Origin of the sequence: Rhodopseudomonas sp. P1 (genome assembly GCF_039642825.1) — a bacterium.
In the GTDB taxonomy this organism is placed as follows: Bacteria; Pseudomonadota; Alphaproteobacteria; order Rhizobiales; family Xanthobacteraceae; genus Rhodopseudomonas; species Rhodopseudomonas palustris_H.
In genome coordinates this window covers 271157-296606 of the sequence record NZ_CP088006.1, presented here as the reverse complement: position 1 = coordinate 296606, position 25450 = coordinate 271157, and the positions used below count along the sequence as shown (strand labels likewise).

Annotated in this window: 22 protein-coding genes, 2 tRNA genes and 1 pseudogene; 9 read left to right on the top strand and 16 right to left on the bottom strand. The window is 66.2% G+C overall.

Annotated features, from left to right (window positions below):
- Positions 1–13: 13 nt before the first annotated feature.
- Entirely contained in the window at positions 14–1240 is a 1227-nt protein-coding gene (locus LRC39_RS01425) for an aminotransferase class I/II-fold pyridoxal phosphate-dependent enzyme (RefSeq protein WP_346296100.1), read from the bottom strand.
- A 162-nt stretch (positions 1241–1402) separates the two neighbouring features.
- Between LRC39_RS01425 and LRC39_RS01420 the strand changes: the two genes are divergently transcribed.
- Complete coding sequence (locus LRC39_RS01420) at positions 1403–1636, top strand: AbrB/MazE/SpoVT family DNA-binding domain-containing protein (protein ID WP_346296099.1); 234 nt, start codon at positions 1403–1405, stop codon at positions 1634–1636.
- Between the two features lie 3 nt (positions 1637–1639).
- Positions 1640–2046, top strand: a pseudogene (locus LRC39_RS01415) (type II toxin-antitoxin system VapC family toxin).
- A gap of 152 nt (positions 2047–2198) precedes the next feature.
- Here the strand turns inward: LRC39_RS01415 and LRC39_RS01410 are convergent.
- The 5 genes from LRC39_RS01410 to tesB all read right to left on the bottom strand — a co-directional run bounded on the left by LRC39_RS01410 (position 2199) and on the right by tesB (position 7128).
- Entirely contained in the window at positions 2199–3641 is a 1443-nt protein-coding gene (locus LRC39_RS01410; protein WP_346296098.1) for an ammonium transporter, read from the bottom strand.
- 37 nt (positions 3642–3678) lie between these two features.
- Positions 3679–4017: a P-II family nitrogen regulator gene (locus tag LRC39_RS01405; protein WP_011155842.1), complete on the bottom strand. Its 339-nt coding sequence runs from the start codon at positions 4015–4017 to the stop codon at positions 3679–3681.
- A 309-nt stretch (positions 4018–4326) separates the two neighbouring features.
- On the bottom strand, positions 4327–5655 hold the full coding sequence (locus LRC39_RS01400; RefSeq protein ID WP_346296097.1) for an ammonium transporter: 1329 nt from the start codon (positions 5653–5655) through the stop codon (positions 4327–4329).
- A gap of 75 nt (positions 5656–5730) precedes the next feature.
- Positions 5731–6069, bottom strand: a complete 339-nt coding sequence (locus LRC39_RS01395) for a P-II family nitrogen regulator (protein WP_011155840.1) — start codon at positions 6067–6069, stop codon at positions 5731–5733.
- 183 nt (positions 6070–6252) lie between these two features.
- Entirely contained in the window at positions 6253–7128 is an 876-nt protein-coding gene (tesB, locus tag LRC39_RS01390; protein WP_346296096.1) for an acyl-CoA thioesterase II, read from the bottom strand.
- Positions 7129–7225: 97 nt separating this feature from the next.
- Between tesB and LRC39_RS01385 the strand changes: the two genes are divergently transcribed.
- Entirely contained in the window at positions 7226–8587 is a 1362-nt protein-coding gene (locus LRC39_RS01385; protein WP_263991784.1) for a ubiquinone biosynthesis hydroxylase, read from the top strand.
- Positions 8588–8680: 93 nt separating this feature from the next.
- Positions 8681–9214 (top strand): DinB family protein, encoded by a 534-nt coding sequence (locus LRC39_RS01380; protein WP_346296095.1) that lies wholly within the window; start codon positions 8681–8683, stop codon positions 9212–9214.
- Here LRC39_RS01380 and LRC39_RS01375 read toward each other — a convergent pair.
- The 3 genes from LRC39_RS01375 to trxA form a co-directional block, all read right to left on the bottom strand.
- A complete protein-coding gene (locus LRC39_RS01375; RefSeq protein WP_107342518.1) occupies positions 9211–9408 on the bottom strand; it encodes a Trm112 family protein in 198 nt (65 codons plus the stop codon). The two genes, LRC39_RS01380 and LRC39_RS01375, sit on opposite strands and share 4 nt — an antisense overlap.
- A gap of 90 nt (positions 9409–9498) precedes the next feature.
- The gene (locus LRC39_RS01370; protein WP_107342517.1) at positions 9499–10176 is read right to left on the bottom strand and encodes an LON peptidase substrate-binding domain-containing protein; all 678 of its coding nucleotides are present in this window, start codon (positions 10174–10176) and stop codon (positions 9499–9501) included.
- A 26-nt stretch (positions 10177–10202) separates the two neighbouring features.
- On the bottom strand, positions 10203–11123 hold the full coding sequence (gene trxA / locus LRC39_RS01365; protein ID WP_346296094.1) for a thioredoxin: 921 nt from the start codon (positions 11121–11123) through the stop codon (positions 10203–10205).
- Positions 11124–11431: 308 nt separating this feature from the next.
- On the opposite strand from trxA, the gene LRC39_RS01360 reads away from it, so the two are divergent.
- Positions 11432–11506 (top strand) — tRNA-Gly (locus tag LRC39_RS01360).
- Positions 11507–11780: 274 nt separating this feature from the next.
- On the opposite strand, the gene LRC39_RS01355 is transcribed toward LRC39_RS01360, so the two are convergent.
- Positions 11781–13718, bottom strand: coding sequence for an acyltransferase family protein (locus LRC39_RS01355; protein WP_346296093.1), 1938 nt, complete (start codon positions 13716–13718; stop codon positions 11781–11783).
- A 224-nt stretch (positions 13719–13942) separates the two neighbouring features.
- On the opposite strand from LRC39_RS01355, the gene LRC39_RS01350 reads away from it, so the two are divergent.
- Together LRC39_RS01350 and LRC39_RS01345 are read left to right on the top strand one after the other, a co-directional pair.
- Positions 13943–14365 (top strand): secondary thiamine-phosphate synthase enzyme YjbQ, encoded by a 423-nt coding sequence (locus tag LRC39_RS01350; protein ID WP_164636376.1) that lies wholly within the window; start codon positions 13943–13945, stop codon positions 14363–14365.
- 112 nt (positions 14366–14477) lie between these two features.
- A complete protein-coding gene (locus LRC39_RS01345) occupies positions 14478–15776 on the top strand; it encodes a RuBisCO large subunit C-terminal-like domain-containing protein (protein ID WP_346296092.1) in 1299 nt (432 codons plus the stop codon).
- 26 nt (positions 15777–15802) lie between these two features.
- On the opposite strand, the gene LRC39_RS01340 is transcribed toward LRC39_RS01345, so the two are convergent.
- Together LRC39_RS01340 and LRC39_RS01335 are read right to left on the bottom strand one after the other, a co-directional pair.
- On the bottom strand, positions 15803–16888 hold the full coding sequence (locus LRC39_RS01340) for a hypothetical protein (RefSeq protein WP_346296091.1): 1086 nt from the start codon (positions 16886–16888) through the stop codon (positions 15803–15805).
- 175 nt (positions 16889–17063) lie between these two features.
- Positions 17064–17846, bottom strand: coding sequence for a cobalamin B12-binding domain-containing protein (locus LRC39_RS01335; RefSeq protein ID WP_234822295.1), 783 nt, complete (start codon positions 17844–17846; stop codon positions 17064–17066).
- An 851-nt stretch (positions 17847–18697) separates the two neighbouring features.
- On the opposite strand from LRC39_RS01335, the gene LRC39_RS01330 reads away from it, so the two are divergent.
- The gene (locus tag LRC39_RS01330; protein ID WP_107342502.1) at positions 18698–19480 is read left to right on the top strand and encodes a HAMP domain-containing protein; all 783 of its coding nucleotides are present in this window, start codon (positions 18698–18700) and stop codon (positions 19478–19480) included.
- A gap of 497 nt (positions 19481–19977) precedes the next feature.
- Here the strand turns inward: LRC39_RS01330 and LRC39_RS01325 are convergent.
- The 4 genes from LRC39_RS01325 to LRC39_RS01310 all read right to left on the bottom strand — a co-directional run bounded on the left by LRC39_RS01325 (position 19978) and on the right by LRC39_RS01310 (position 24118).
- Positions 19978–20053: transfer RNA gene (locus LRC39_RS01325), tRNA-Thr, on the bottom strand.
- Between the two features lie 148 nt (positions 20054–20201).
- Complete coding sequence (locus LRC39_RS01320; protein WP_346296090.1) at positions 20202–21902, bottom strand: heme biosynthesis protein HemY; 1701 nt, start codon at positions 21900–21902, stop codon at positions 20202–20204.
- Positions 21903–21910: 8 nt separating this feature from the next.
- Positions 21911–23320 (bottom strand): COG4223 family protein, encoded by a 1410-nt coding sequence (locus LRC39_RS01315; protein ID WP_346296089.1) that lies wholly within the window; start codon positions 23318–23320, stop codon positions 21911–21913.
- A gap of 51 nt (positions 23321–23371) precedes the next feature.
- Positions 23372–24118: a uroporphyrinogen-III synthase gene (locus LRC39_RS01310; RefSeq protein WP_346296088.1), complete on the bottom strand. Its 747-nt coding sequence runs from the start codon at positions 24116–24118 to the stop codon at positions 23372–23374.
- Between the two features lie 242 nt (positions 24119–24360).
- On the opposite strand from LRC39_RS01310, the gene tsaD reads away from it, so the two are divergent.
- Positions 24361–25434: a tRNA (adenosine(37)-N6)-threonylcarbamoyltransferase complex transferase subunit TsaD gene (gene tsaD, locus LRC39_RS01305; RefSeq protein WP_346297562.1), complete on the top strand. Its 1074-nt coding sequence runs from the start codon at positions 24361–24363 to the stop codon at positions 25432–25434.
- Positions 25435–25450 lie beyond the last annotated feature (16 nt).

The following is a 25450-nucleotide window of genomic DNA, read 5'->3' as shown; positions in this document are numbered from 1 at the left end:
GGGGCCCTGCGCATCATCCGAGAATCCGCACCAGGCGATGCAGCGCCTCTGCGGTGGTTTCGCTGTCCTGCACCATCGCGACGCGGATATAGCCGGCGCCTGGATTGCTGCCGTCGTTCTGCTGTCGGGCCAGATAGCTGCCCGGCACCACGCGGACGCCGCCGTCCTTGAACAGGCTCACCGCCGCGGCCTCGTCGCCGCCATGAGCGGAGACGTCGAGCCACAGGCAGAACCCGCCGGCGGGCCGCTGATAACCGTAACGGGCCCCGAGGATCTGATCGGCGAGATCGAACTTCAGCCCATACAGCCGCCGGTTCTCCTCGACATGCGCTTCATCTGAATATGCGGCGACCGCGACGTGCTGCAGCGGGATCGGCACCTGCGGCCCCGCGACGTTGCGCAGCTCGTGGTAGGCTTTGAGAAAGTCCTTATCGCCGGCGACGAAGCCGACCCGCATGCCGGCCAAATTCGATCGCTTCGACAGCGATTGGAACACGACGACGTTGCGGAAGTCGGGACCTGCGACCTGCAGCGCGCTGCCGGGCGCGACCTGGGTGTAGATCTCCGAGTAACACTCGTCGCTGAGGATCATGAAGCCATAGCGATCGGCGAGCTGCTTCAGCCGCACGAAGTAATCGCGCGAGGCCACCGAGCCCTGCGGGTTCGCCGGCGAAGCCAGATAGATTGCCACCGTGCGCTTTAGCGTGGCCTCGTCGAGCCGATCGAGATCCGGCAGGAAACCATTGGCGAGCGTGGTCGAGAGGAACACCGCCTCGCAGCCGGCGGCGCGCGCGCCGGCCGCATAGGCCGGATAGAACGGGTTAGGCATCAGGATCGCCGGCGTGCCGTCGCGCTTCGGCACGTAGCGCGCGGCCGCGATCGCGGCGAGAAACAGCCCTTCGCGGCTGCCGTTCAGCACCAATATTTCGGTCTCGGGATCGGGGGCGCGACCGAGCGCAAAGCGCTTGGTCAACCAGGCGGATGCGGCTTTGCGGAACGGTTCGATGCCTTTGGCCAGCGGATAGCGGCCGAACTCGGCGGTGTGCCGCGCCAGCACGGCGCCGACGAAATCGGGCACCGGATGCTGCGGTTCCCCGACCGACAGATTGATCAGGCTTTGGCCCGGCTGATACGGCGCCAGCAGTTCGGTCAGCCGCGCGAACGGCGAGCGCTCGCTCTGCCCGGTAGCGTCGACGCTGCCGGCCGCACGCGCCGGTGTGGTGGAAGCGGACAAAGCCATTCGAAATACGCCAGTCTTCACCGCACCCGATCGCCATGGTGGATCGAGCGGAAACAGATCAGCCACCATAGATACGGCGAGGTTAAGACGCGATTAACCATCGACGGTTGGGGGCGGCGTGCCTAGATTATGGGGGTGCCTCGCGAACAGGCGGAGGTCGGTATGGCGAGCAAGATCACCGGCAAGGGCCAAGTGACGATCCCGCAGGACATCCTCGAAACGCTCGGGGTTGGTCCTGGCGGCGAGGTCGACTTCAAGCGGGCCGCGAATGGTCGTGTCGTGGTTGAGAAGGCCCATCCGTCCGGCCTAGAGAGCGATTGGAGCAAGGCGCGCGGATCGGCCGATGCCGGGCTGTCGAGCGATGAGTTGATGAACCTGCTACGCGGCGACGATTGAGCTGTGACGCTGGTCGACTCCAATGTGCTGATCGACTTCTTCACCGATGATTCAATTTGGTTGGGATGGTCTCTGACCAAATTGCGCGAGGCCGCGAGCCGAGGACCGTTGCTGATCAACGATGTGATCTTGCGGAGGTCTCCGCCAGTTTTCAGAAGCTCGAGACTGTCGAAGCCGGCTTGAGGACTCTCGGAGTTCAGACTGTGCCGATCCCGCGCGAAGCGCTGTTTCTTGCCGGGAAGGCGTTTGTCCAGTATCGGCGCGCGGGTGGAGTAAGGACCGGCGTCTTGCCGGATTTCTTTATCGGGGCACATGCCGCGAACGCGCAGCTGCCGCTGTTGACGCGCGATACCCGTCACTACCGCACGTACTTTCCCACCGTCGAGCTGATCGTTCCGGATGGCTATTAATCCCCTTGGCGCAATAGCCGTTGCCCCGCGCCATAAAGAAAGGGGCCCCAGCTTGCGCTGGGACCCCTCGACGGTTCGGACATTGCCGGGTAGTTGCCCGAACCGTAGGTCTGGGCGCGGCGGTCTGGAGAGCGCCGCGCCCTCGGGAGAACTTACATGTTGTAAGCGCGCTCGGTGTGCTCGACGAGGTCGAGGCCTTCGCGTTCGACTTCCACCGGGGCCCGCAGACCGACGATCACGTCGACGACCTTGTAGAGGATCGCCGAGCCGATGCCGGACAGCAGCACGGTGGTGCCGACGCCCCAGCACTGCGAGATCAGCTGGGTGGTCAGGTCGTAGTCGCCGACCTTGCCGGCCACGTAGTCGTACACGCCGGTGCCGCCGAGAGCCGGGTTCACCAGAATGCCGGTGCCGATCGCGCCGACGATACCGCCGACCGCGTGGACGCCGAACACGTCGAGCGAGTCGTCATACTTCAGCGCGTTCTTCACCACGGTGCAGAAGAACAGGCAGACCACGCCGACCACCAGGCCGAGCACGATCGCGCCCATCGGGCCGGAGAAGCCGGCGGCCGGGGTGACCGCGACCAGACCGGCGACGGCGCCCGACAGCGCACCGAGCACCGACGGATGACCCTTGAAGATCCACTCGGCGAACATCCACGACAGCGCCGCCGCCGCAGTCGCGACGAAGGAGTTGGTCATGGCGAGTGCAGCGCCGCCCGAAGCTTCGAGGTTCGAACCGGCGTTGAAGCCGAACCAGCCGACCCAGAGCAGCGAGGCGCCGATCATGGTCATGGTCAGCGAGTGCGGAGCCATCAGCTCCTTGCCGTAGCCGGTGCGACGGCCGACCAGCAGGGCGCCCACCAGGCCGGCGATGCCGGCGTTGATGTGCACCACGGTGCCGCCCGCGAAGTCGATCGCGCCCTTCTTGAACAGGAAGCCGGAGTCGGCGTTGACTTCGTCGAGCTTGGCCTGCGCGGCAGTCTTGGCGGCTTCGTCGGCAGCGGCAGCGAGCGCCTTGGCGGCGTCGTTGATCGCGTCCGGACCGGCCCAGTACCAGACCATGTGGGCCATCGGCAGGTAGATCAGGGTGATCCACAGCGGGATGAACAGCGCCACGGCGGCGAACCGGGTGCGTTCAGCGAAGGCGCCGACGATCAGCGCGGGAGTGATCGCGCAGAAGGTCATTTGGAAGCAGACGTACACCAGCTCCGAGATGTTGGCGTCGACCGAGAAAGTCGCGGCCTTGGAGTCGGTGGTCACGCCGGCGAGGAACGCCTTGGAGAAGCCGCCGATGAAGTCCGAACCGCCGGTGAAGGCGAGGCTGTAGCCGTACAGTGCCCAGATGATGCAGGCGATACACACGGTGTAGAACACCTGCGCCAGCACCGAGAGCATGTTCTTGGAGCGGACCAGACCGCCGTAGAACAGCGCCAGGCCCGGGATGGTCATCAACAGCACCAGCACCGTCGAGGTGAGCATCCAGGCGTTGTCGCCCTTGTTGACCGTTGGCTCGGCGTAGGCCGCGGTTGCGGCGAACATGCCGGCCGCAAGGACCGCCAGTCCCGCGCCGTAGGGACGTTTGAACGTCATTTGTCGTCTCCTGAGTGAAGCAATGAAGGTGAGGGGATCAGAGGGCGGCCGCGTCGGCCTCGCCGGTGCGGATGCGCACTGCGTGGTCGAGGCCGATGACGAAGATCTTGCCGTCGCCGATCTGGCCGGTCTTGGCGGCGCTGGTGATCGCCTCGATGGTCTTCTCGACCTGCTCGTTGGCGATCGCGACCTCGATCTTGATCTTGGGCAGGAAGCTCACCGCGTATTCAGCGCCACGGTAGATCTCCGTGTGGCCTTTCTGGCGGCCGTATCCCTTCACTTCCGTCACCGTCAAACCGTGAACGCCGATGGCGGTCAGGGCGTCACGGACTTCTTCGAGTTTGAATGGCTTAATGATCGCCATAACAATTTTCATGGGTCCTATCCCCGCTAGGTCCCGACCGAACTGGCCGGGAAATGATCTCGACTGAAAATCCCCACGCGGAGCATCACTACGCGGGCACAGCCGGCCCCTTAGAATCAAATGCCGTGCCAGTCCGGCGGGGCTTTGGAATCGTTTCGGAATCAGCGCCTTTTTCGCGGTGCGGCACTGGAGCACCAGCTGCGCTATTCGGTCGCGCTCAACAGGTGGGCATGCCTGATCAAAAATCAGGCATGCCAGCTTGCGGACACAATGATTGCCCAACCGAAGGGCATAACGCTTAGTCTAAAGTCGGGCGCTGGCTTACTGCAGCGCCTCTCCATGCTGCGAAATATCCAGGCCTTCGATCTCGTGCTCGCGGGAGACGCGGAGCGCCACGAACAGGCTGACAGCCTTCAGCAGCACATAGGTGGCCACGCCGGACCAGACGAAGGTGACCAAGATACCGGCAAGCTGGGTCAGCGGCTGCATCCAGGAGCCCTCGAGGGCGCCCGAGACGCCGCCGATCGAGGCGGTGGCGAAGATGCCGGCCAGGAACGTCCCGGTGAGACCGCCGATGCCGTGGACGCCGAATACGTCGAGCGAGTCGTCGTAGCGCAGCTTGTGCTTCAGCCAGGTGCAGGCCCAATAGCAGATCAGGCCGGCGACGATGCCGATCACCACGCCATGCCAGGGTTCGACATAGCCCGACGCCGGCGTGATGGTGCCGAGACCGGCGACGGCGCCGGAAATCATGCCGAGCACCGACGGCTTGCGCCGCGCCATCCATTCGATCGCGCCCCAGGTCAGCGCGCCCGAGCAGGCGGCGAGGTGGGTGGCGGTGATGGCGAACACCGCGCGGGAATCCGCCGCCAGGGCGGAGCCGCCATTGAAGCCGAACCAGCCGACCCACAACAGGCCGGTGCCGATCACCGCCAGCGACAGGTCGAACGGCGACAGGTTTTCCATGCCGTAGCCGTGGCGTCGGCCGATCACGAGCGCAGCCACCAGGCCCCCGGTGCCGGCCGACAGGTGCACCACCAGGCCGCCGGCGAAATCCAGCACGCCCATCGCGCCCAAAAAGCCGCCGCCCCAGATCCAATGCGCCAGCGGCACATAGACGAAGATGAACCAGCCGATCGAGAACAACAGATAGGCGGAAAACCGCATCCGGTCGGCGACCGAGCCGGCCACCAGCGCCACCGTGATGACTGCGAAAGTCATCTGGTAGAGCATGAACAGCGCTTCCGGGATGGTCTTGGCCGCCGGATTGACGCTGTCCATGGTCATGCCGGCCAGGAAGATCCGGTCGAACGAGCCGATCAGGCTGCCGCTGCCGGTGAAGGCCAGCGAATAGCCGAATGCCACCCACAGGATCGAGATCAGCGCCACGGCCGCGAGGCTCTGGGCCATCGTGGCCAACACGTTCTTCTTGCGCACCATACCGGAGTAGAACAGCGCCAGGCCGGGGATCGTCATCATCAGCACGAAGGCGGTGGCGACCGTCATCCAGGCGGTGTCGGCCGGGCTGATACCCGATGCCGTGGCCGTCCCCTGCGCCAGCGCCGGCGTCACGCCGGCTGCCGCAAGGCCGAATGTTGCAAGGATGTAGCCCGTCGCGGCCGACGCCGCGCGGCGTAGCAACAAGGTCATGATGCCCGTCCTGTTGGAACTGTGCGCGGCGCCCCCCGGCTCCGCGGGGTTGGGAAATGGCTGTCGAAGGCCGGCTTACAGCGCGTCGACGTCGGTCTCGCCGGTGCGGATCCGCAGCGCGCGGTCGATCGGCGTGACGAAGATCTTGCCGTCACCGATTTGGCCGGTGCGGGCGCCGCGGGTGATCACTTCGACCGCCTTGTCGGCGAGCGCGGAATCGACCGCGATCTCGATCCGCAGCTTGGGCAGGAAATTCACGATGTACTCGGCACCACGATAGATCTCGGTATGGCCGCGCTGGCGGCCGTAGCCCTTGACCTCGGTGACGGTCATGCCGTGAACGCCGATCTCGGTCAGCGCCTGGCGGACCTCGTCCAGCTTGAAAGGTTTGATGATGGCGACGACCAGTTTCATGCGTTAGCCCCTCATTCGCGCAAAGCCTTTTGACACCGCCGCGGCGGTGCTCCGGTCCCGTGTATATGCCGGGTTTAGCGGCAAGGCGCGCAGAAAATAAGCTGATTGACTGCTCAGCGAGAAGGCTAGGTGCTCGAGGTCGTCATTGCTGGCAGCCGAGGGGCCGCCGCGCCGGAGCGGCGGTCAACCCTTGGGCGCCTCGCGGCGTTCGCGCACCGAGCCTTCCTGGGCGACGGAGGCCACCAGGGTGCCGTCGGTCTTGAAGATCTGGCCGCGGGTCAGGCCGCGGCCGCCCTGCGCCGACGGCGAGTCCTGCGCGTACAGCAGCCATTCGTCGGCGCGGAACGGCCGGTGAAACCACATCGCGTGGTCGAGGCTGGCCGGCATCATCCGCTTGTCGAACAGGGTGCGGCCGTAGCGCGCCATTACGGCGTCGAGCAGCGAGAAGTCCGACGCGTAGGCCAGCGCACACATGTGCAGCGCCGGATCGTCCGGCAGCTTGGCGGCGGTCTTGATCCAGACGTGGATGCGGCCGTCATCGATCTTCTGGCCGAAATAGCGTGACAGCTCGACCGGGCGCAGCTCGATCGGCCGGTCGCTCTCGTAATAGCGCTTGATGAAGTCCGGCATCTCTTTGAAGAACGGCTGCTTGATGATCTCCTCGGCCGACAGCGCTTCGGGCGGCGGCACGTTGGGCATCTTGTCCTGGTGGTCGAAGTTGGTCGGCTCGTCGTCGTGGAACGACATCATCAGCGAGAAGATCGCGTTGCCGTGCTGGATCGCCGTGACCCGGCGGGTGGTGTAGCTGCGGCCATCACGCAACCGCTCGACCTGGTAGATGATCGGCACCTGCGGGTCGCCCGGCAGGATGAAGTAGCAATGCAGCGAATGCGGCAGCCGGTTCTCGACGGTGCGGCAGCCGGCGACCATCGCCTGGCCGATAACCTGGCCGCCGAACACCCGCTGCCAGCTGGTCTTCGGGCTGGTGCCGCGGAACAGATTCACCTCGAGCGGTTCGAGATCGAGAATCGAGATCAGATCGATCAGGCTCTTGGACACCGGTCGAGCTCCTTCAGGGCGTTCGGGCGAGGCGGGACAACGCGCAACAAAGCGTCGAAACAACAAGTTGGCCCGTCGCAACAGCGACCAGGGCGGAATGCCGCGCGGCCATGCAGGTGATTTCCCACCGCCGGCGTTGTCTGTTAGAAACCGCCCCAGCAACAGCGGGTTGGTCCTTGAAACCTGTTTCGCCCAGCTCCGATCCGGGCGCAAGGATCATGGCGCGAGAGTGAGAAATATGACGGCACCGCGAAGCATTGTGATTGGGGGCGGGGCGTTCGCCGGCTTGGCGCTGGCACTGGCGCTGCGCCAGGGGCTCGGGCCCGAGGTGCCGGTGATCGTTGCCGATCCGGCGCTGGCGCTGCGACCGAGCCGCGACCCGCGCGCCACCGCGATCGTCGCGGCGTGCCGGCGGCTGTTCGAGGCGCTCGGAGTTTGGGACGAGGTGGCGCCGACCGCGCAGCCGATCGTCGACATGATCGTCACCGACAGCCATCTCGAAGATGCGACCAGGCCGGTGTTCCTGACGTTCGCGGGCGAAGTGCAGCCCGGCGAGCCGTTCGCCCACATGGTCGAGAACAAATATCTGGTCGAAGCGCTGGCCAAGCGCGCCGAGGCCGAAGGCGTCGAGCTGCGCGCCACCCCGGTCACCTCCTACGACGCCCGCACCGAAGCGATCGGCGTCACGCTCGGCGACGGCAGCGTGATCGATGCCAGCCTGCTGGTCGCCGCCGACGGCGCCAAGTCTCGACTGCGCCAGCGTGCCGGCATCGCCACCTATGGTTGGGATTATGACCAGTCGGGCATTGTCGTCACGGTCGAGCACGAGCGCGACCACAATGGCTGCGCCGAAGAACACTTTCTGCCGGCCGGTCCGTTCGCGATCCTGCCGCTCACCGGCCGGCGCTCGTCGCTGGTGTGGAGCGAGAGCCGCCGCGATGCCGAGCGGATCGTCGCGCTGCCGGAGAAGGAATTCCAGCGCGAGCTGGAAAAACGGTTCGGGCTGCGGCTCGGCGACGTCAAGCCGCTCGACAAGCCGAAGTCGTTTCCGCTCGGCTATTTCGTCGCGCAGTCGTTCATCGCGCCGCGGCTTGCACTGATCGGCGATGCTGCGCACGTGATCCATCCGATCGCCGGGCAGGGCCTCAATATGGGCCTGCGCGACGTCGCGGCTCTGGCCGAGGTGGTGGTCGATGCGGCGCGGCTCGGAATCGATCCCGGTCAGGTCGACGTGTTGGAGGGCTATCAGCGCTGGCGGCGGTTCGACACCATGGCGATGGGCGTCGCCACCAACGGGCTCAACTTCCTGTTCTCCAACAACTCGCCGCTGCTGCGCGGGATTCGCGACATCGGCCTCGGTCTGGTCGACCGCCTGCCGCCGCTGAAGGGTGCCTTCATCCGTCAGGCCGCCGGCCTCACCGGCGAAACGCCGCGGCTGCTGAAGGGCGAGGCGCTGTAAGTCGGCGCCCTTCGCGCGTTGCAAAAAGCTGAAATATCTCAGCCGTGCCGCACGAGCCTCCTGGCTACGGTGCTGCCGAGAGGGAATCAGGGCATGGATGGACGCCATTTCGCGCAATTCGCGGCCTACAACCGCTGGGCCAACGCCCGGCTCTATCAGGCCGCGTTGGCGCTGCCCGATGACGTCTACCGGCGCAGCGTCGGTGTGTTCTTCGGCAGCCTGCACGGCACGCTCAACCATGTGCTGGTGGCCGACCGAATCTGGCTGAAGCGACTGACCGGCGCGGGCGAGGCGCCGACCCGCCTCGATGAGATCTTGTTCAACGACCTTCGTGCGCTGGCGGGTGCCCGTGCCGCGGAGGACGAGCGCATCATCGAGATGATCGACGGCCACGACGCTGCGGCGTTGGCCGGGGTGGTCGAGTACGCGACCACCTCAGGCAAATCGTTCCATCAGCCGCGCGCCGAGATCCTCAGTCACGTCTTCAATCACCAGACGCACCACCGTGGCCAGGCCCACGCCTGCCTGTCGATCCTGACCGGAGCCGAGCCGCCGACGCTGGATCTGCTGGCATTTCAGCGCGGGGTGACGGCGCCGGATCTCGCCGCACTCGCGGCGGGGCGTTAGTCGAGTCGACGTGCCTCTTCTGGAAGCATGATCGGAATACCGTCTCGGATCGGGTAGGCCAGCTTGGCGCCTCGCGAGATCAGCTCCTGGCGGGCGGCGTCGAACTCAAGCGGTCCCTTGGTGACTGGACAGACCAGGATGTCGAGCAGCTTGCGGTCGACGGTGTCGGGCCGCTCGGACGGCGAAATGGTCATAGCTTCAGGCTCCAGGACAACGGGCTCGCATCGGGCTTGATCGGACAGCTGCGCGGCGCCGTCAACGCGCCCGCGCAAATTGCTGTGTCGTCACTGCAGCGGCGGGTCGCCGCTGGTGCGCTTCTTGGCGAGGTCCATCTCGGTGACGGCGATCAGGATTTCGGCGCGGGTCTTGAGATCGGGCGCCTCTAAGAGCGCCTGCTTCTCCGCCGGCCCATAGGGCGACATCATCGCCAGTGCGTTGACCAGGGCTTCGTTCGGCGCGCTTTCGACGCCGTCCCAATCGACTTTGAGGTTGTTGGCCTTGAGAAAGTCGGTCAGTACCGACAGCAGGGTCTCCCGATCGACCTCATCCTCGCCCTTGCGAGCGGTAAAATCGTCGACGAACGGGAAATAGTCGACCTTGCACTGCCGGTACGGCGTCAGCACCTCCAGCTCCTCGACGACTTTGAAGCGAGAGACGCCGGTCAATTCGAGGATGTAGCGGCCATCGCCGGATTCGGCGAGCTGGGTGATTCGCCCGACGCAGCCGACGTTGAACAGCGACGGCTTCTCGGCGGTCTCGGATGAATGCGCCGTATCCGGCTGAATCATGCCGATCAGCCGATGGCCGTCGCGCAACGCATCGTCGATCATCGCCAGATAGCGTGGTTCGAAGATATTCAGCGGCATCTGGCCGCGCGGCAGCAGCAGCGCTCCCGCAAGCGGAAACACCGGAATCACCTCGGGAAGATCGGCTGGCCCGCGATAGGCGGCATTGATCGGCATCGCCGGCTCCGCGCTTTGAATTTCAATTACGAGAACAGAATCGTCGACAGCCGCTTGCGGCCTTCGACGGTGGCGTCGTCGGTCGGTCCCCAGGCGTCGAAGAACTGCACCAGCTGCTTGCGGGCGCCGTCGTCGTTCCATTTACGGTCGCGCTTGACGATGTCGAGCAGGTGCGTGGTCGCATCCTCGCGCCGGTCGGCGGCATTCAGCGCGATCGCCAGATCAAATCGCGCCTGATGATCGAGCGGATCGGCCGCGACCTTTTGTTCGAGTTCGGCAATCGGGCCGAGCGACTGTGCCTGTTCGGCAAGATCGATCATCGCCTGCACCGCCTTGACGGCGGCATCCTCGCGCTTGGCCTCTGGCACCAGCCCGAGCGTCTTCTTGGCTTGTTCGGTGGCTCCGGTCTGCATATAGCAGCGGGCCAGCCCGGCGATCGCGGCGACATTGGTGCCATCGGCCCGCAGCACTTCGGCGTAGATCGAGGCCGCCGTCTGGACATCGCCCTCCGCCAGCACCGCTTCGGCTTCCTGCAGCAGCTCGGCGGCAGTCGGCGCACCGCCCGGCATGCCGGCGGTCAGTTTTTCGATGAAGGCGTTGACCTGGCTCTCCGGCACCGCGCCCATGAAGCCGTCGGCCGGGCGGCCGTCGACGAAGGCGATCACGGCCGGAATCGACTGGATGCCCATCTGGCCGGGAATCGACGGATGCTCGTCGATGTTCATCTTGACCAGCTTGACCTTGCCGTTCGCGGCCCGAACCGCCTTTTCCAGGATCGGGGTGAGCTGTTTGCACGGACCGCACCACTGCGCCCAGAAGTCGATTAGAACCGGCTGGCGCTTGGATTCCTCGATCACATCGCGGACGAAGCTCTGGGTCGTGGTGTCCTTGATCAGATCTGCGGCTGCCTGAGGCGCCGCACCGCTGCCGTGCTCCAAAATCGTCACGTCGTCCTCGCTGTTGTCGGTCGGTCCGCCGTTTTAACACGGCCCTCGCTTTAGATGGCGCAGGAAGTTCGATTTGCAACGGGAACCGGGTCTGCGCCGGCCCCCGTCAGCGAGCCCCGACCGGGTCGAGATTGCGCTGGCTGACGCGCCTCGCCCCCGCGCTCGGTCGCATTTGAGGCAAAATCTCTCACGCGGTCATCGATCCGCAAAAAGCCGGCACATGAAATGTCGAACGGCTGTTGCAATCGCTCGCGGCATTTGGCATACGACTGCCCACGGTCGTGCCCACGGCGCGCCGTTTCTCGGATGCGGGTGTAGCTCAGGGGTAGAGCACAACCTTGCCAAGGTTGGGGTCGAGGGTTCGAATCCCTTCGCCCGCTCCAGAGATCCGCCAGATCAGGCGATTGCTTTTCCAGTCTATCGATCCGCTTGTCGTGACGGTAGTTGTCCGCGCGCGCAAAGCGCCGAGCAGACTTCTGATTCGCCCGACGCTCGTCCTGAACTTTAGATCGCCGCAACGAAATCGGGCCCCGCACGGGATGACACCGCGCGGAGCCCGCTGCACCGTTGGCGATCGTGATCGGGGTAGTGACGCGCGATCCTTCGGCGACCGATGCTTCCCGGCCGTGCTCGCGCGGCAGCTTTCTGCCTAAACACTCAACGGCCGAGCAGCTCCTTCGCGATCTGCCTGACGAAGAACTGCGACGACGCGATCGTCAGGTGGCTGCCGTCGAACGTCACCGGGGTGCCGCTGCCGGGCACCGCGAGCAGGCAGCCCTGGTCGTTGCAATAGACCGGCGTCGGCGAAATGAACTCGACGCCTTGCGCGGCGAAGAAAGCGCGCAGCCGTTCATTGGTTTCGGCTTCCGAGCGATCCAGCCGGGGCGGGCCGTCGCGCGCCGGGATCTCGGATGCGGAGATCAGGCCGGCAGCCTCGGACCGGTAGGCCTGCGCCAGAATCCGCTTCGGCGGCGTTCGCCAGCTCGGAAATTTCCCCACCACGACGATCCGCCTGACACCGATGCTACGCAGTTCGGCGAGCGTCGCCTTGATCATGGCGTCGATCGCCGCGGGATCGCGGTCGGCGCCGTCGTAGTCGTGCCACTGCCGCGCCACCAGGATCACCGTGTCAGGCTTGATCGCGTTCAGCCGCTCGCGCGCATTGGCGTTGGCGGCGGTGCAGCCCGGTGTTTGAACGCTGACGTAGCCGAAGATCGGCGGACACCCCGCGGTGGTGTATTGCGACAGCACAAAGCCGCCCTCGCTCTCCTGCAAGGCGCGCAGCCCGGGATAGAGATGCGCGGCATGGGAATCGCCCCACAGTGTGATCCTCGGCACACCGGGCAATGCGGCGTCATCGCACTCGCGCGCGAAGGTCGAGCCCGAGCCGAGGAAGCAGCTCTTCAGCCGATACGCCGGCATCGCCTCGGCCTGATGATCGCGGGTGACGATTTGGACGCTGGGGCTGAAGCGCGCCGGAAAGCCGCTTCCCAAGTAGATACCCGCGCCGAAAAGTCCGACCAGCGCGACACCGGTGAAAGTGGCGGCGGTCTTGGCGCGGGTCGGCCGGTAGCGAATCTTCGGTTCGACGAACCGATAGGTGAAATCGGCAAGCCCGAACGCCACCACGACCGCGATCAGCTTCATCAGCGGCGGCGGCTCCTCGCCGAGCCGCACGATCCGGATCGCGGCGAGCACCGGCCAGTGCCACAGATACAGCGGGTAGCTGATCAACCCGACATAGACCATGGCGCGATTGCCGAGCAGCCACCGCCCGACCCAGGTGCTAGGGCCTGTGCCAATCAGCAGCGCGGCGCCGAGCACGGGCAGCACCGCCCACCAGCCCGGAAAAGCGCGGCTGCGGTCGATGATGGCTGCGCCGGCTGCGATCAGCGCGAGGCCGGCGATCGCCCCGATGTTGCGCAGCGTGACGGCGTGCTGCGCGAATGGCGCCGCGCGGTTCGCCTTGGCGATCGCCAGAAGGCAGCCGGTCATCAGCTCCCAGAACCGGGTCACCGGCAGATAGAACGCGGCGGATTGGTGCGTCGGTGTCAGCAGCAGATTGGTGACGAACGATGCCAGCAGGATCGCCACCGCAGCCACCACGGCGCCGTTCCTCCAGCGCCACGCCAGAATGATCACCGGCGGCCACAGCAGATAGAACTGCTCCTCGACGCCGAGCGACCACAGGTGCAGCAGCGGGTTCAGCTCGGAGGCGGTGTCGAAGTAGCCGGCGTCATGCAGCAGTGCGATGTTGGCGAGGAATGCGGCGCCGAACCCGATCGCCTTGCCGGCGTCGCGATAATCGACCGGAAAGAGCAGGAACCAGCCGCCGATCGCGCAGGCCGCCAGCACCAGCAGCAGTGCGGGGAAGATGCGGTTGATGCGGCGGGCGTAGAACGTGGCGAAGCTGAAGTCGCCGCGGTCGAGCGCCTGGCAGATGATCGACGTGATCAGGAAGCCCGAGATGACGAAGAAGACGTCGACGCCGATGAAGCCGCCACGGACCTCCGCCGGAAAGGCGTGGAACCCAACCACCAGCAGCACTGCGATCGCGCGCAGGCCATCGATATCGCTACGATAGGCCGGTCTCATCGGGAATCGTGTCCTGGCGGGGCAAGAAGATCGAACTGGGCGCTGCGGGCTCCGTCAACACGCAGGGATGCAAACAGCGCGTCATCGCGAAGCCCTCCCGCACTGTCAAGTTACGGTCGTGCCAGGTTGCGACCGGATCGCATGTCGCGCATGCGGCACCGCCGTGCGTTGCCCCGACGTGGGCACCGGGCTAACACTCGGGCGGTTCCAGTCAGGACGTCGCCATGCAGATTCAACGTCACCGTATCGAACTCGCCACCACCGCGCCGATCCAGCTGATCGACATCACCGATCAGGTCCGCCGCTTCGTCACCGCCAGCGGCATCAAGGATGGTCTGGTCACGGTGAGCTGCCTGCACACTACCGCGCGGATCAACGTCAATGAGCGCGAGGAAAAGCTCGAGCGCGACATGCTGACGTTCCTGAAGCGCTTCGCGCCCCGCGACGGCGACTATCTGCACAATCTCGATCCGGTCGACGGCCGCGACAACGCGCACTCGCATCTGATCGGTCTGTTCATGAATTCGTCGGAGACGATTCCGGTGGCGCATGGCGCCATGGTGCTCGGCGAATGGCAATCGGTGTTCTTCATCGAGCTCGACGGTCCGCGCGAGCGCCGCGGCGTCGAGCTGCAGATCATCGGGTAAGCTAGGCGCTTCGCGCGCCCGCGCCTCCACCGAAAGAACGGGGTATTCCGGATAGATACGCGGGCCGCGCCCGCGTATGACCGCAGCGGTATCACCAAACAGGTCATCAGCCATGACGCCGGACGACATCGCAGGCTTCTACGCCAAGCGCGCCGATCTCGACCTCGACCAATACATCGAGCTGGATTTCGATTTCGAATGCGCCGGCGATCCGCGGGAAGCTGCGGCGCATCTGTGCAGCGAACAGTCGACCGCACAGTGGCGCCGGGTCGGGTTCGACGAAGATTTTCGTCCGCGCTTCGCCGCCAAGGTGCTGGAGCTGTCGGCGGAGCCGCGTCCTTCGGGATTCAGTGTTCCGGTCGAGTGCGCCGCGCGCGGGCCAGTTCATGCCTGCCGCGTCACCATTGCGCATCCGCACGGCAATTTCGGCGCAAAGATTCCCAACCTGTTGTCAGCCGTGTGCGGCGAGGGGGTGTTCTTCTCGCCGGGCATTCCGCTGATCCGGCTGCAGGACATCCGTTTCCCCGAGTCTTATCTCGCAGCGTTCGATGGTCCGCGCTTCGGCATCGCAGGCTTACGCGAGCGACTGCAGGCGTTCGATCGTCCGATCTTTTTCGGCGTGATCAAGCCGAATATCGGCCTGCCGCCGCAGCCGTTCGCCGAGCTCGGCTATCAGAGCTGGACCGGCGGTCTCGATATCGCCAAGGACGATGAGATGCTGGCGGATGTCGAATGGTGTCCGCTGGCGGAGCGTGCGGCGCTGCTGGGCGACGCCTGCCGTCGAGCCTCGGCTGAAACCGGCGTGCCGAAAATCTATCTCGCCAATATCACCGACGAGGTTGATCGGCTGACCGAGTTGCACGACGTCGCGGTCGCCAAGGGAGCCGGCGCGCTGCTGGTCAATGCGATGCCGGTCGGGCTCTCCGCAGTGCGGATGCTGCGTAAGCACGCGACCGTGCCGCTGATGGCACATTTCCCGTTCATCGCCGCGTTCAGCCGGCTGGCGAATTACGGCATTGATTCGCGGGTGATGACGCGACTGCAGCGATTGGCGGGCTTCGACGTCGTGATCATGCCGGGCTTCGGTCCGCGGATGATGACGCCGGAGCGCGAGGTGCTCGATTGCATCCGCGCCTGCCTGGAGCCGATGGGGCCGATCAAGCCGTGTCTGCCGGTGCCAGGCGGCAGCGATTCTGCGGCGACGCTGGAGACTGTGTATCGCAAGGTCGGCAGCGCCGATTTCGGCTTCGTGCCCGGCCGCGGCGTGTTCGGCCACCCGATGGGACCGGCCGCGGGCGCGGCGTCGATCCGGCAGGCCTGGGACGCGATCGCCGCAGGCATCCCGGTCGCTGATCACGCCGCCAGCCATCCTGAATTGGCGGCGGCGCTGAAAGCTTTCGGCGGGCGCTGATAGCACCCGCCGCGTTGGTCCGCGCCTTAGCGGGGCAGTTCGGTGAAGGTCACGATCACGGCGCTGCGCCGTCCCTGGCTCGGCGCTCCGTCGCGGTGAATGCCGGCCGGATCGTAGATCACCGCATTGCCCTGGCTGCTGGTCACCGCAACCTGGTTCTCGGCGATGGCCGCCGTGAAGTTGCTGTCGGCGACGAGATCGGTGCCGAACGTCGCCTTGCGCTGCAGGCCGGCCGGCAGCGCGTAGAACGTCTCGCGCGCGGCCGGTAGCGTCGACGACAGACCGCACAGATCATTGGCGCGGCGGATCATCGCGTCCCAGAACCGGCGGCCTGCACGATTGCTGCCCGCCACATAGGTGAGCGGGCCGTTCGCGGCGCCGGTCTCGCCGAGATACACCACCATCTTCAGCACGTTGTAGCCGGTGTCGACCTTGAAGCCGTCGCATGGCGAAGCGTCGACGCTGACATCGGCAAACGGGCTCGACAGCGCGCCGCTCGATGCTTCAGTCACTTCAGCGGCGATCCGGCCGATGCCGACCGGGCGTTTCAGATAGCCGCTGGCCGCCTCGGTCAGGCCGGCGTCGGCGGCGATCTGGTTGAACCATTTGTAAAGGTCGGGAGCAGCAGCCGGGTCGAGCACCACGCGGGTCGAATCCGGATCGCCCGGAATCGCGACGCGATGTTCGAGCGTCTTGAACGCGGCGTCGAGCTGGTTGCGCAGGTCGACGATTTTGTCCGCACCAAGCTGCACGGCGGCAAAGCCGTCGCGGGCGAGCGGGACGAACACCGCGGTGCCGCGCTCGGTCTTCGGCGCGTAGGCGGAGCCCGCACTGAACCGGCCAAGCCGCTGCAGCATGATCAGGCGCAGATAGGTCGGCAGGCTGCGCAGCGTGGTGACGAAGCGGTTGCCGGCCTCCGCGGGGCGCGGCAGGTGCTCGACGTCGATCATCCGCTGCGCGGTGGTGAGACAGAATCCGTAACCGAAAATCGTGATCGCCTTCAGCCGCGCGCCGAGCATCGGCATCGACATCACGCGCCCATAGGCCGGGTGGGCGTCGTAGTCGATCATCGGTAGGTGATCGAACGGATAGGATTTCGTTTCGGATTGCATGACCAGCCCCTCTGAAGGCATCACCGATAGCACGGACGCACGATTGGAATATGGCGGCGGGGCGCGAGTCGGGCGAGTTGGCAATCCGGCCAACACAGATGCCAGGTGCGACTCAACGCAACGGCCGCCTCGGTATCCGAAGCGGCCGCGAGACGAACGAAAGGTGCGGCGAAGATCAGATCCAGGCGAAGTTCGCCGCCGGACGCGCCGTGCGATTGAGCAACGAGCGCATCAGGCAGCGCTCGATCTGTACCGACGAAATCGTCGCGGCGTCGGCGCCGACGAGAGCAACGGCGTCGCTGCGTTCGGCGAACACGCGGCCGCTGGCGACCACTGCGAGCGCCGGGTTGCGCGACGCGGCGCGCAGCTTGCGGATGGTCTCGGCCATCCGCGGCAGCCAGTGCTCGCGGCGCAGCGCTGGCGACAGCGAGATGTTGACGGCATCGAACCAGCCGTTGGCGACCAGATCCGACAGCGCGCGATCAGTGTCGGGGAATTCGCTCACGGTATTCCAACCGGCCTGACGCAGCAGCTCGGCATGCAGTGCCGCACAGAACGAATGCGGCTCGCCGGGCTGCGACACCAGCAGCACGCTGCGCGGCTGCGAACGCGCCAGCGGCGCCGACAACAGATCGAAGCTGATCCGGCGCATCGCCGTCTGCAGATGGCAGAGGCCGATCGTGACTTCGAATTCGCTGCAGGCGTCTTCGCTCCACAGATTGCCGAGGCTGCGGGCGGTCGGTTCGAACAGGCCGGTGAACAACGCGGTCGGCGACGCAGCCCGCGCCAGTGATTTGTCGATCAGGTCGAACGCATCGGCGAGGTTCGGCGCGATCAGGAGTCGGGCGAGTTCCGCGGCGCGAGCTTCCGCCGGATCCTGCGCAACGCGGGTCCTGGCGGAGGTGTGTTTGACGACGAGATGTGGAATAACAGTCGAGACAATGCTTTCAGTATGCACGGCACGCACTCGATCTGGTTGCCCTCGACCAAAAAACAGAATGCTGAACGAGTGCGATGAGACCGTGGCCGCTGCCGAGGGGAAGCAGGGATTGGATCGCCTCGCGCGGCTGTTGGCCCGTCGAAAAGCCGGCAGCGCCGTTGCCGCGGTGCGAAGGGAGCCCCGGAAACGGAGACTCGTCTTTGCTCTGGATCAAAACGAAGCATTCGCATCTGCCGCCGCGATCAGGCGGCGGCGCCGGACTGCAGCGCAGCACGGCCAGCGGCATAGGGTCGCGGCGCATGAACGCGTCTGCTCGGCCGAGGTGCGCCCCGGACCTGGGCGCCAGATCGGCGTCCATATGATCAGGATCGAAGCTGCGTGCCACTGCAGAAGCCGCGAGGCAGCGGCGTCACCGATTGTTACTTCGGCATGACGGTAGATCTGCCGAGCGGTATGTCAGGTGTCGGGAATTAGTAAACGAACACCGCTCGATCGGGGCTCCGTCAAAGGAGTGAAGCCGACTTACTCCCATTGCGATCGGCCGAGCGACGGTACTGACTTCTCTATATATTTACAGCCGCGCGAATCGGAGCAAAACTGATTCCACGGACCGTGAGTTACTGAGCAACTACCTGTTTAATCAAAGAGTTAGACGGCTAATTGGCTCACCGTGATTCGCGATTCTCTCGAACGAGTGCCTGGTTACCAGCGCTCGTTCACCGTTCCAGCGTGAGGCGTTTTCTTAGCGTGGTCCCAAGCAGGCCTACGCGGGAGTTAGCAAATCGTTAACGTTAATAAGTAAAGCGTTGTTCACGCTGTTCACCTTAGGGGGCAAGCCGCCCCTAATTGAAGAAAGCTGGAGAACTACGATGCAATTCGATCTGTCCAACCGAAACCTAGCCCAGAAGATCTCGATCCTCGTCTTGGGAATTACGCTGTTCGCCTCGGTCGCCATCGGTGGTGTGGGCGAAATGGTCTTGCACAAGGTCACCGATAGCCATGCCAAGCAGGCTGCGAGCGTTGCGTCGCTCGACCGCCTGGTCGGCCAAGGGGGAGCGACGCTGTCGCCAGTCCGCGCCGCGGACGGCAGCATCGTCGGCATGCTGGTGATGCAGCAGGATGCCGGGCCCGTGGTGATGCCGGCATCGTACGAAGGTCAGGGTCTGGTGGTTCAGGCTTCGGAGACGGTGGTCACCTCGACTCCGGATTACGGTGTCGGCGCTGCCCGCACCATGCTGCTGCTCGCCGGTGTCGTGGTGTTCGCGGTGGTCGGTCTGGTCGGCACCCGGATTTCGCGCGGCCTGCTCGCCCCGCTCGGCGAACTGGAGAAGGACGTGGAACGCCTCGCCTCTGGCGACACCAGCGTTCGTATCCATGCGCTGAGCCGCTCGGATGAAATCGGCCGGATCGCGCGGTCGATCGCCAAGATCCAGCAGTCGCTGATCGAGCTGGCCAAGCTGAAGAGCCATCGGGTCCTCGACGGCACGAACGGTATTCTGGCCAATCTCAAGGAAATGTGGATGGATCTGAAGGGGGCCGTCAGCAATGCCCGCGAGATGCTGTTCACGGACGGCCGGACGGTCAGCGAGACGCTGTCGCGATCGTGGAGCAGCTGGCTGCACAACGGTTTGGGCGTTCCGAAGCGCGCCTGATCGGCGCCTCTTCCGCGACCCTGAACGCGCCTCCTCGAGTCATTGAAGGCGCGACGATCAAAACCAAGCGTTGAGATCATCACATTGAGGCTCACCCTGGCGGGTGAGCCGGTACCAACAAAAGCCCGCGCATCGCGCGGGCTTTTCTATTTGGGGCGGGCGAATGTCTTGAGGTTGTGCCTGGCCAAGATACGGAGCATCGCCCCCTGCCCCGTCCAACGCAGTCCGATGTGTCGACTATGTCTCCGAACGCTCCGCTGGGCGTTCGATGCAGCCAGACAGGTGTTCGCTCCAAGGCAGGCCTAGTCGTGCCAAGCGCTTGAGCGAGCCAGGATGGAGACCGCTCGGCGTCCAGATCACACCCGGGACAACAGAGATGTTCCACTGGACGCGCTTGCTTCGGAAGCGTCCTGACCAAGCCCTTGGAAGCCGAGGCCCGGCTGCACTCGAACTCACGCGGGGCGTGGCGGATCAGGATCGGTGCGGTGAAGAAAGGGTGGTGCCGCAAGAGGGATTCGAACCCCCGACCCCGTCATTACGAATGACGTGCTCTACCAGCTGAGCTATTGCGGCGACCGCGAGCGCGCTGACGAAGCGGCCCGAAACGTCGGCCCCTGATATCGGGCGGCGGCCTGATTGGCAAGAACCAGGGTGCCTGAACCGGCGGCCGCCGGTGTGGTTTTGTTGAACGTCGTCCCAATAACCGAACCGCGCCGAGGGCTCAGCGCGGCGGCCGGTAACCCCGCCAGCCAGTGCTCTGCCCGGCCGCCGGTGCCTGCGAGCGTTCGGCGAACTCTTCAGGTGCCGCGTCTTCGTCGACGCCCGGATCGTCGGGAGCCCGCACGATCGGAATCACTGGGGCCGCCTCCTTGCGGCGGTGGAACAGCGGCGCCGCAGACGACGCCGGTGCGGCCGCCACCTCAGTCGGAGCCTCAGTCGCCTTGGCTGGCTTGTCCGATTTGGAGGGCTCATCGGCCACAACGGTGGTTTCCTTCGGCGTCACGATCGGTGTTTCCGGGGCCGCCTCCACCGTGACGGTGACGGCTTCCGCCGTCGTGCTGGCGGGAAGCGCTTCGCCGGCCGCCGAGGCGATCAGGGCGTCGTGGAACTTGTCGTCGATCACCTCGACCTTATTGGACGGCAACGCCGACACCGGCACCTGCCACTGGAACGCGTCGAGCCGTCCGGTGACCGGCGATACCGGCCGCCAGTGATCCGACACATAGCCGTCGGCGGTCCACACCGGGTCGTGCAGCGCGCGCACTGCCCTCAGCGTCCAGGCCCGCGCCTTCGCGGTGTCGCCGCGATCGCCGTGCTCGATCTCGGCCATCAGCATCGCTACGCGCTGGGTCGGCATGTCGAGATAGGGCTGCAGTGCGGCGCGGGCGCGGCTGAACGAGCCAGCGTCGATCGCCGCGCGGGCGATCGCAACGGCGCTCTCGAGTTGCTGCGGACCCTTGGCGACCAGATTCTCGACCCGGCCGAGCCGCGCAGTCGCGGTGTCGCCCGGCTTCAGGTTAGCGTAGGTCGAGGCCAGGTCCGGATGCGGCTGCGCCTGCCAGGCGGCCTCGATCACCTTCATGGCGCGCCGAACCTGATGGGCTTCGGCCAGATATTTGGCTGCCAGCACCGCCGCGGGCACCAGGGTCGGTGCCAGCTTGTTGGCTTCCAGCGCGCTGTCGCGGGCGAGGCTCTCGTCGCTTTCTTCAAGATCGGTCGCCCGCGCGGTCAGCAGCACCGCGCGCTGCCGGCGAAACGCCTTCTTGTCGATCAGGCCGGCCGAGAGATTGCGCTCGAGAATCTCCAGCGCGCCGGTCCAGTCCGAGCGGGCGCAGCGGAAACCGAGCACCGCCTGCGACGCCCAGGCACAGGTCGGCTGCAGCCGCAGCGCTTCTTCGGCGATCGCCAGGGCCGCATAGGGATCGTCGGCGCGCTGCGCCTCGATATACAGCCCGCGCATGCCGAGCGACTTGGTGTCCTTGCGGGCGGCCATCGCCAGGAACGCGCGACGGGCGCCCTCGCGGTCGCCTTCGAGCTGCGCCGACTGCGCCTGCAGCAGCAAAGCGAGCGGATCGTGCGGGGCGTGCCGCCGCGCCGCGTTGGCGTGGGCACGGGCGGCGCTGCTGTCGCCATGACCGACGGCGAGCAGGCCCTGGGTGATGGCGTTGCGGGCGCGGGCGCTGCGCCGCGAGCTGCGGCCGCGCTTCATCCAGCCGGGTGCGCGCAGCACGCCGAGGATGATCGCCCAGGCCAGCATCACGGCGACCACGCCGGCGCCAAGCACCAGCGCGAACACTGGCAGCGTCATCGACGCCTTCCAGTCGTTCCACGACAGCACCACTTCGCCGGGCTGTTCGGCCACCCAGGCAGCGCCCGCCGCCGCGAGCGCGATGATCACGAGAAACAGAACGATGCGCAGCATGGGCAGACCTATGGCGACGGTTTCTGCAGCGCCCCGAGCGCTGCGGTGGCGAATTCATGGGACGCGGCGAGCGCTTGGTCGCGCGCCTCGGCCTTGTCGATCCAGGATTGAACAGGAGCGCGGTCACCCGGCGCAAGCGCTTTCAGCTCCTTCAGCGCGGCGGCGATGTCGCCCTGCTTGCCGGCCGCGGTCAGCCGGCCGACGATCGCGGTGCGATCGATGCCTTCGACTGCGTCCGAACGCTGAATCTTCACCAGCCGCTCGGCGTTGGCCTGAAACCGGTCGATGAAGTTGGCGTTCGTGGTGCTCTTGTCGGGCAGCAGGCCGGGCAGCTGGTCGACCAGCTCCTGGCCGAGCGCACGGGCGCTCGGCACGCCGGTCGCAGCGAAGCGGTCGAGCGGCTTCAGCGCGCCAGCATCGGGCGCGAGCGGCGCCGCGGCCTTCAGCAGCGCCTGAAACGGTTGGCCTTGCGTGACCGCGAGGTCGAGCAAGGTGGCGGCGACCGCGCGGCGCAACGCGCCGTCTTCAGCGGGGGCCGTCTTCGGCGCGGGTTTTTCGGCTTCGGCCTTGGCGACAGTTTCCAGTGCGTCGAGGCGCCGATCGATCGCCGCCATCGCGGCGGTAGTCTGCTCCAGCGCGGCCGTCTTGTCAGCGGCGGCTGCGTCCGCAGTCGGCTTAGCCTCGCCAGCGCTGGCGTCCGGCGACGCCTTCAGCTCCTTGATGGTCGCGGCCAGCTGATCGGTCTGGCCGCGTAGCGCGGTCAGATCGTCGCGCAGCGACGCCACCGACTTCTCCAGCGCGTCGATCCGGCCGGTAGCGGCGGTATCGGAATTGGCCGCGCCATCGGCCGCCGCCTTTGGCCGCGCTTCGAGATTGGTGATCCGGATCGCGAGCGCTTCCAGCGCCGCGGTGTCGCTCGGCGCGGCTGCGGCGCCGCCGGTTGCGGGAGCGGCTTCGAGCTTGGCGATCCGTGCGTTCAGCGCGTCGAGCGCCGTCGGATCGGCCTGCGGGGCGGTAACGCTGGTCGACGACAGGAACTGCGGCAACAGCCCCATCTTGGCGGCGCCGACCACGAGGCCGGTGGCGATCGCGATCGTCAGCACCGGCGGCAGAATCAGCGACGCGATGCTGTTCCGCGGCGCTGCGGCGCTTTGCGCGGTCGCCGACGCATCGGCTGCAGCCGTGGTGGTGGCAAATTCGGGTTCCGGCAGCCCGGCGGCCTGTTCGGCCTGCTCGCGCTGATCGGCGGCGATGTCGAACGCCTGCTCCGGTCCCCGCGCCGGTTCGGCCTCGGGTGCTGTCTCCGCCGCGGCTTCCGCCTCGGCGCCGGCGGGCGCGGCGCTGGTCTCCCCGCCGGTCGGCTGAGCCAGCTCGGCCGGTTCCGCAGCCTGTTCGTGTTCGGGCCTGTTCTGGACCATCCCTGGATTTTCCTCGTCGCTACCTGTCGGCGCCGGCGGTCCGGCGCGGCATCAATTCACTTTGGCCGGGCTGAGCGCCCGATCCAGCGCTTCGAGCAGCGCCTTTTCGTCCGGCTTGCGCGCCACCATCACCTGGTTGGCGCCGGCTTCACGCACCACCTCGGAGACCGCCTCCGACAGGCAGCATTGCGGAATTGCCAGCGCCGAAATCTCGATGCCGGAGGTCCGCGTCGCGTCGATGAACGCCCGGGCGCTGCGCCGCGAGTAGTGCAGCACAGCCTCGATGCGATTAGCCGCGAAAGCGTCGCACACCTCGGCCGGCAGGCTCGGCACCGGCACCATCCGGTAGGCCGTCTGCATCACCACCTCAAAACCATCTTCGCGCAATTCGCCGGCGAGGTCGCGCGACAGATCGGCGCCCGCCAGATACAGCAACGCGCCAGCGAGCTTGTCTTTCCCGCTGAAGGTGTCGCGGATCTTGATCCTGAGCTTGGCCGCATCGCCGTCGGCGATGATCACGTCGCTAAAGCCGGCGTCCTGCGCCTTGCGGGCGGTGTGCTTGCCGACCGCGAACAGCGGCAGTTTCAACAGCCGCGCCAGCACCGGCTGGTCGTCCAGCGCACGCAGCGCATTGGCGCTGGTGACGATCACGCCGGTGTAGTGCGCGTCGGGATCGTCGGGGAACGGCACCGGCTCGAACCGCAGCATCGGCGCCAGCAACACGACATAACCCTTGGCGCGCAGCGTCTTCGCAGTCGCGTCGCCGTCGGGTTGCGGGCGGGTGACGAGCAAAGCCACGCGTTACGTCCTCGGCTGTCGATTGATGAGAGTGAATCCAAAGTAGCCCGGCCGCATGACCCTGAGCCGCGTGAAAACCGGTCGCGCCGCAGCGCCCCGCTTCGCTGCTCCCACGCAATCTGCCGGGGCCGCAGGGCGCCAAGGGGATGATTGCATTCCAAGACCCCGCAATGCTACGCGAGGCAAGGAGAACGCTGGTTCGGGCGCAAACGCAAGGGCTCAATTTGACTAGTGAACAAGCCTTGCTGGTGCTGGGGATCGAGACCACCTGCGATGAAACCGCAGCCGCCGTGGTCGAGCGCCGCGCCGACGGTAGCGGCCGGCTTCTCTCCAATATTGTACGTTCCCAGACCGACGAGCACGCCCCGTTTGGTGGCGTCGTCCCTGAGATCGCCGCGCGCGCCCATGTCGACGTGCTCGACGGAATCATTGCCGCTGCGATGAACGAAGCCGGCGTGGCGTTTGCCGGTTTGTCGGGGGTGGCCGCGGCCGCGGGCCCTGGACTGATCGGCGGCGTCATCGTCGGGCTGACCACAGCGAAGGCGATTGCGCTGGTGCACGGCACGCCGCTGATTGCGGTCAATCACCTCGAAGCTCACGCGCTGACGCCGCGGCTGACAGATGCGGTCGAGTTTCCCTACTGCCTGTTTCTGGCCTCGGGCGGCCACACCCAGATCGTCGCCGTGCTCGGCGTCGGTAACTACGTCCGGCTGGGGACGACGGTCGACGACGCGGTCGGCGAGGCGTTCGACAAGATCGCCAAGATGCTCGGCCTGCCCTACCCCGGTGGCCCGCAGGTTGAACGCGCGGCCGAAGCCGGCGATCCCAACCGCTTCGCATTCCCCCGCCCGATGCTCGGCCGCCAGGATGCCAATTTCTCGTTGTCCGGCCTGAAGACGGCGGTGCGCAACGAGGCCGGCAAGCTGACGCCGCTCGATCCGCAGGACGTCAACGATTTGTGCGCGGGCTTTCAGGCCGCGGTGCTCGACTCGGTGGCGGACAGGCTCGGCACCGGGCTGCGTCTGTTCAAAGAACGGTTCGGCCCGCCGAAAGCGCTGGTCGCGGCGGGTGGTGTCGCCGCCAACCAGGCGATCCGCCGGATGCTGCGTGAAGTCGCCGCCAAGGCGCAGACCACGCTGATGGTGCCGCCGCCGGCGCTGTGTACCGATAACGGCGCGATGATCGCCTGGGCCGGCGCCGAACGGCTGGCGCTCGGCCTCACCGACACGATGGATACCGCGCCGCGCGCGCGCTGGCTGCTCGACGCTGGCGCCACCGCGCCGGCCAAATTTGCCAACACGCGCGCCGGGTTCTAAGGCCGGGCTCAAGTCG

What these genes read in the sequence shown, in the direction of transcription:
- LRC39_RS01420 (WP_346296099.1), top strand. Translation starts at nt 1,403, where the DNA reads ATGGCGAGCAAGATCACCGGCAAGGGCCAAGTGACGATCCCGCAGGAC.
- LRC39_RS01345 (WP_346296092.1), top strand. Translation starts at nt 14,478, where the DNA reads ATGACGCCGGACGACATCGCAGGCTTCTACGCCAAGCGCGCCGATCTC.
- LRC39_RS01330 (WP_107342502.1), top strand. Translation starts at nt 18,698, where the DNA reads ATGCAATTCGATCTGTCCAACCGAAACCTAGCCCAGAAGATCTCGATC.
- LRC39_RS01350 (WP_164636376.1), top strand. Translation starts at nt 13,943, where the DNA reads ATGCAGATTCAACGTCACCGTATCGAACTCGCCACCACCGCGCCGATC.
- LRC39_RS01320 (WP_346296090.1), bottom strand. Translation starts at nt 21,902, where the DNA reads ATGCTGCGCATCGTTCTGTTTCTCGTGATCATCGCGCTCGCGGCGGCG.
- LRC39_RS01395 (WP_011155840.1), bottom strand. Translation starts at nt 6,069, where the DNA reads ATGAAACTGGTCGTCGCCATCATCAAACCTTTCAAGCTGGACGAGGTC.
- LRC39_RS01315 (WP_346296089.1), bottom strand. Translation starts at nt 23,320, where the DNA reads ATGGTCCAGAACAGGCCCGAACACGAACAGGCTGCGGAACCGGCCGAG.
- LRC39_RS01340 (WP_346296091.1), bottom strand. Translation starts at nt 16,888, where the DNA reads ATGCAATCCGAAACGAAATCCTATCCGTTCGATCACCTACCGATGATC.
- LRC39_RS01410 (WP_346296098.1), bottom strand. Translation starts at nt 3,641, where the DNA reads ATGACGTTCAAACGTCCCTACGGCGCGGGACTGGCGGTCCTTGCGGCC.
- LRC39_RS01400 (WP_346296097.1), bottom strand. Translation starts at nt 5,655, where the DNA reads ATGACCTTGTTGCTACGCCGCGCGGCGTCGGCCGCGACGGGCTACATC.
- LRC39_RS01380 (WP_346296095.1), top strand. Translation starts at nt 8,681, where the DNA reads ATGGATGGACGCCATTTCGCGCAATTCGCGGCCTACAACCGCTGGGCC.
- LRC39_RS01405 (WP_011155842.1), bottom strand. Translation starts at nt 4,017, where the DNA reads ATGAAAATTGTTATGGCGATCATTAAGCCATTCAAACTCGAAGAAGTC.
- LRC39_RS01375 (WP_107342518.1), bottom strand. Translation starts at nt 9,408, where the DNA reads ATGACCATTTCGCCGTCCGAGCGGCCCGACACCGTCGACCGCAAGCTG.
- LRC39_RS01355 (WP_346296093.1), bottom strand. Translation starts at nt 13,718, where the DNA reads ATGAGACCGGCCTATCGTAGCGATATCGATGGCCTGCGCGCGATCGCA.
- LRC39_RS01425 (WP_346296100.1), bottom strand. Translation starts at nt 1,240, where the DNA reads ATGGCTTTGTCCGCTTCCACCACACCGGCGCGTGCGGCCGGCAGCGTC.
- LRC39_RS01370 (WP_107342517.1), bottom strand. Translation starts at nt 10,176, where the DNA reads ATGCCGATCAATGCCGCCTATCGCGGGCCAGCCGATCTTCCCGAGGTG.
- LRC39_RS01385 (WP_263991784.1), top strand. Translation starts at nt 7,226, where the DNA reads ATGCCGCGCGGCCATGCAGGTGATTTCCCACCGCCGGCGTTGTCTGTT.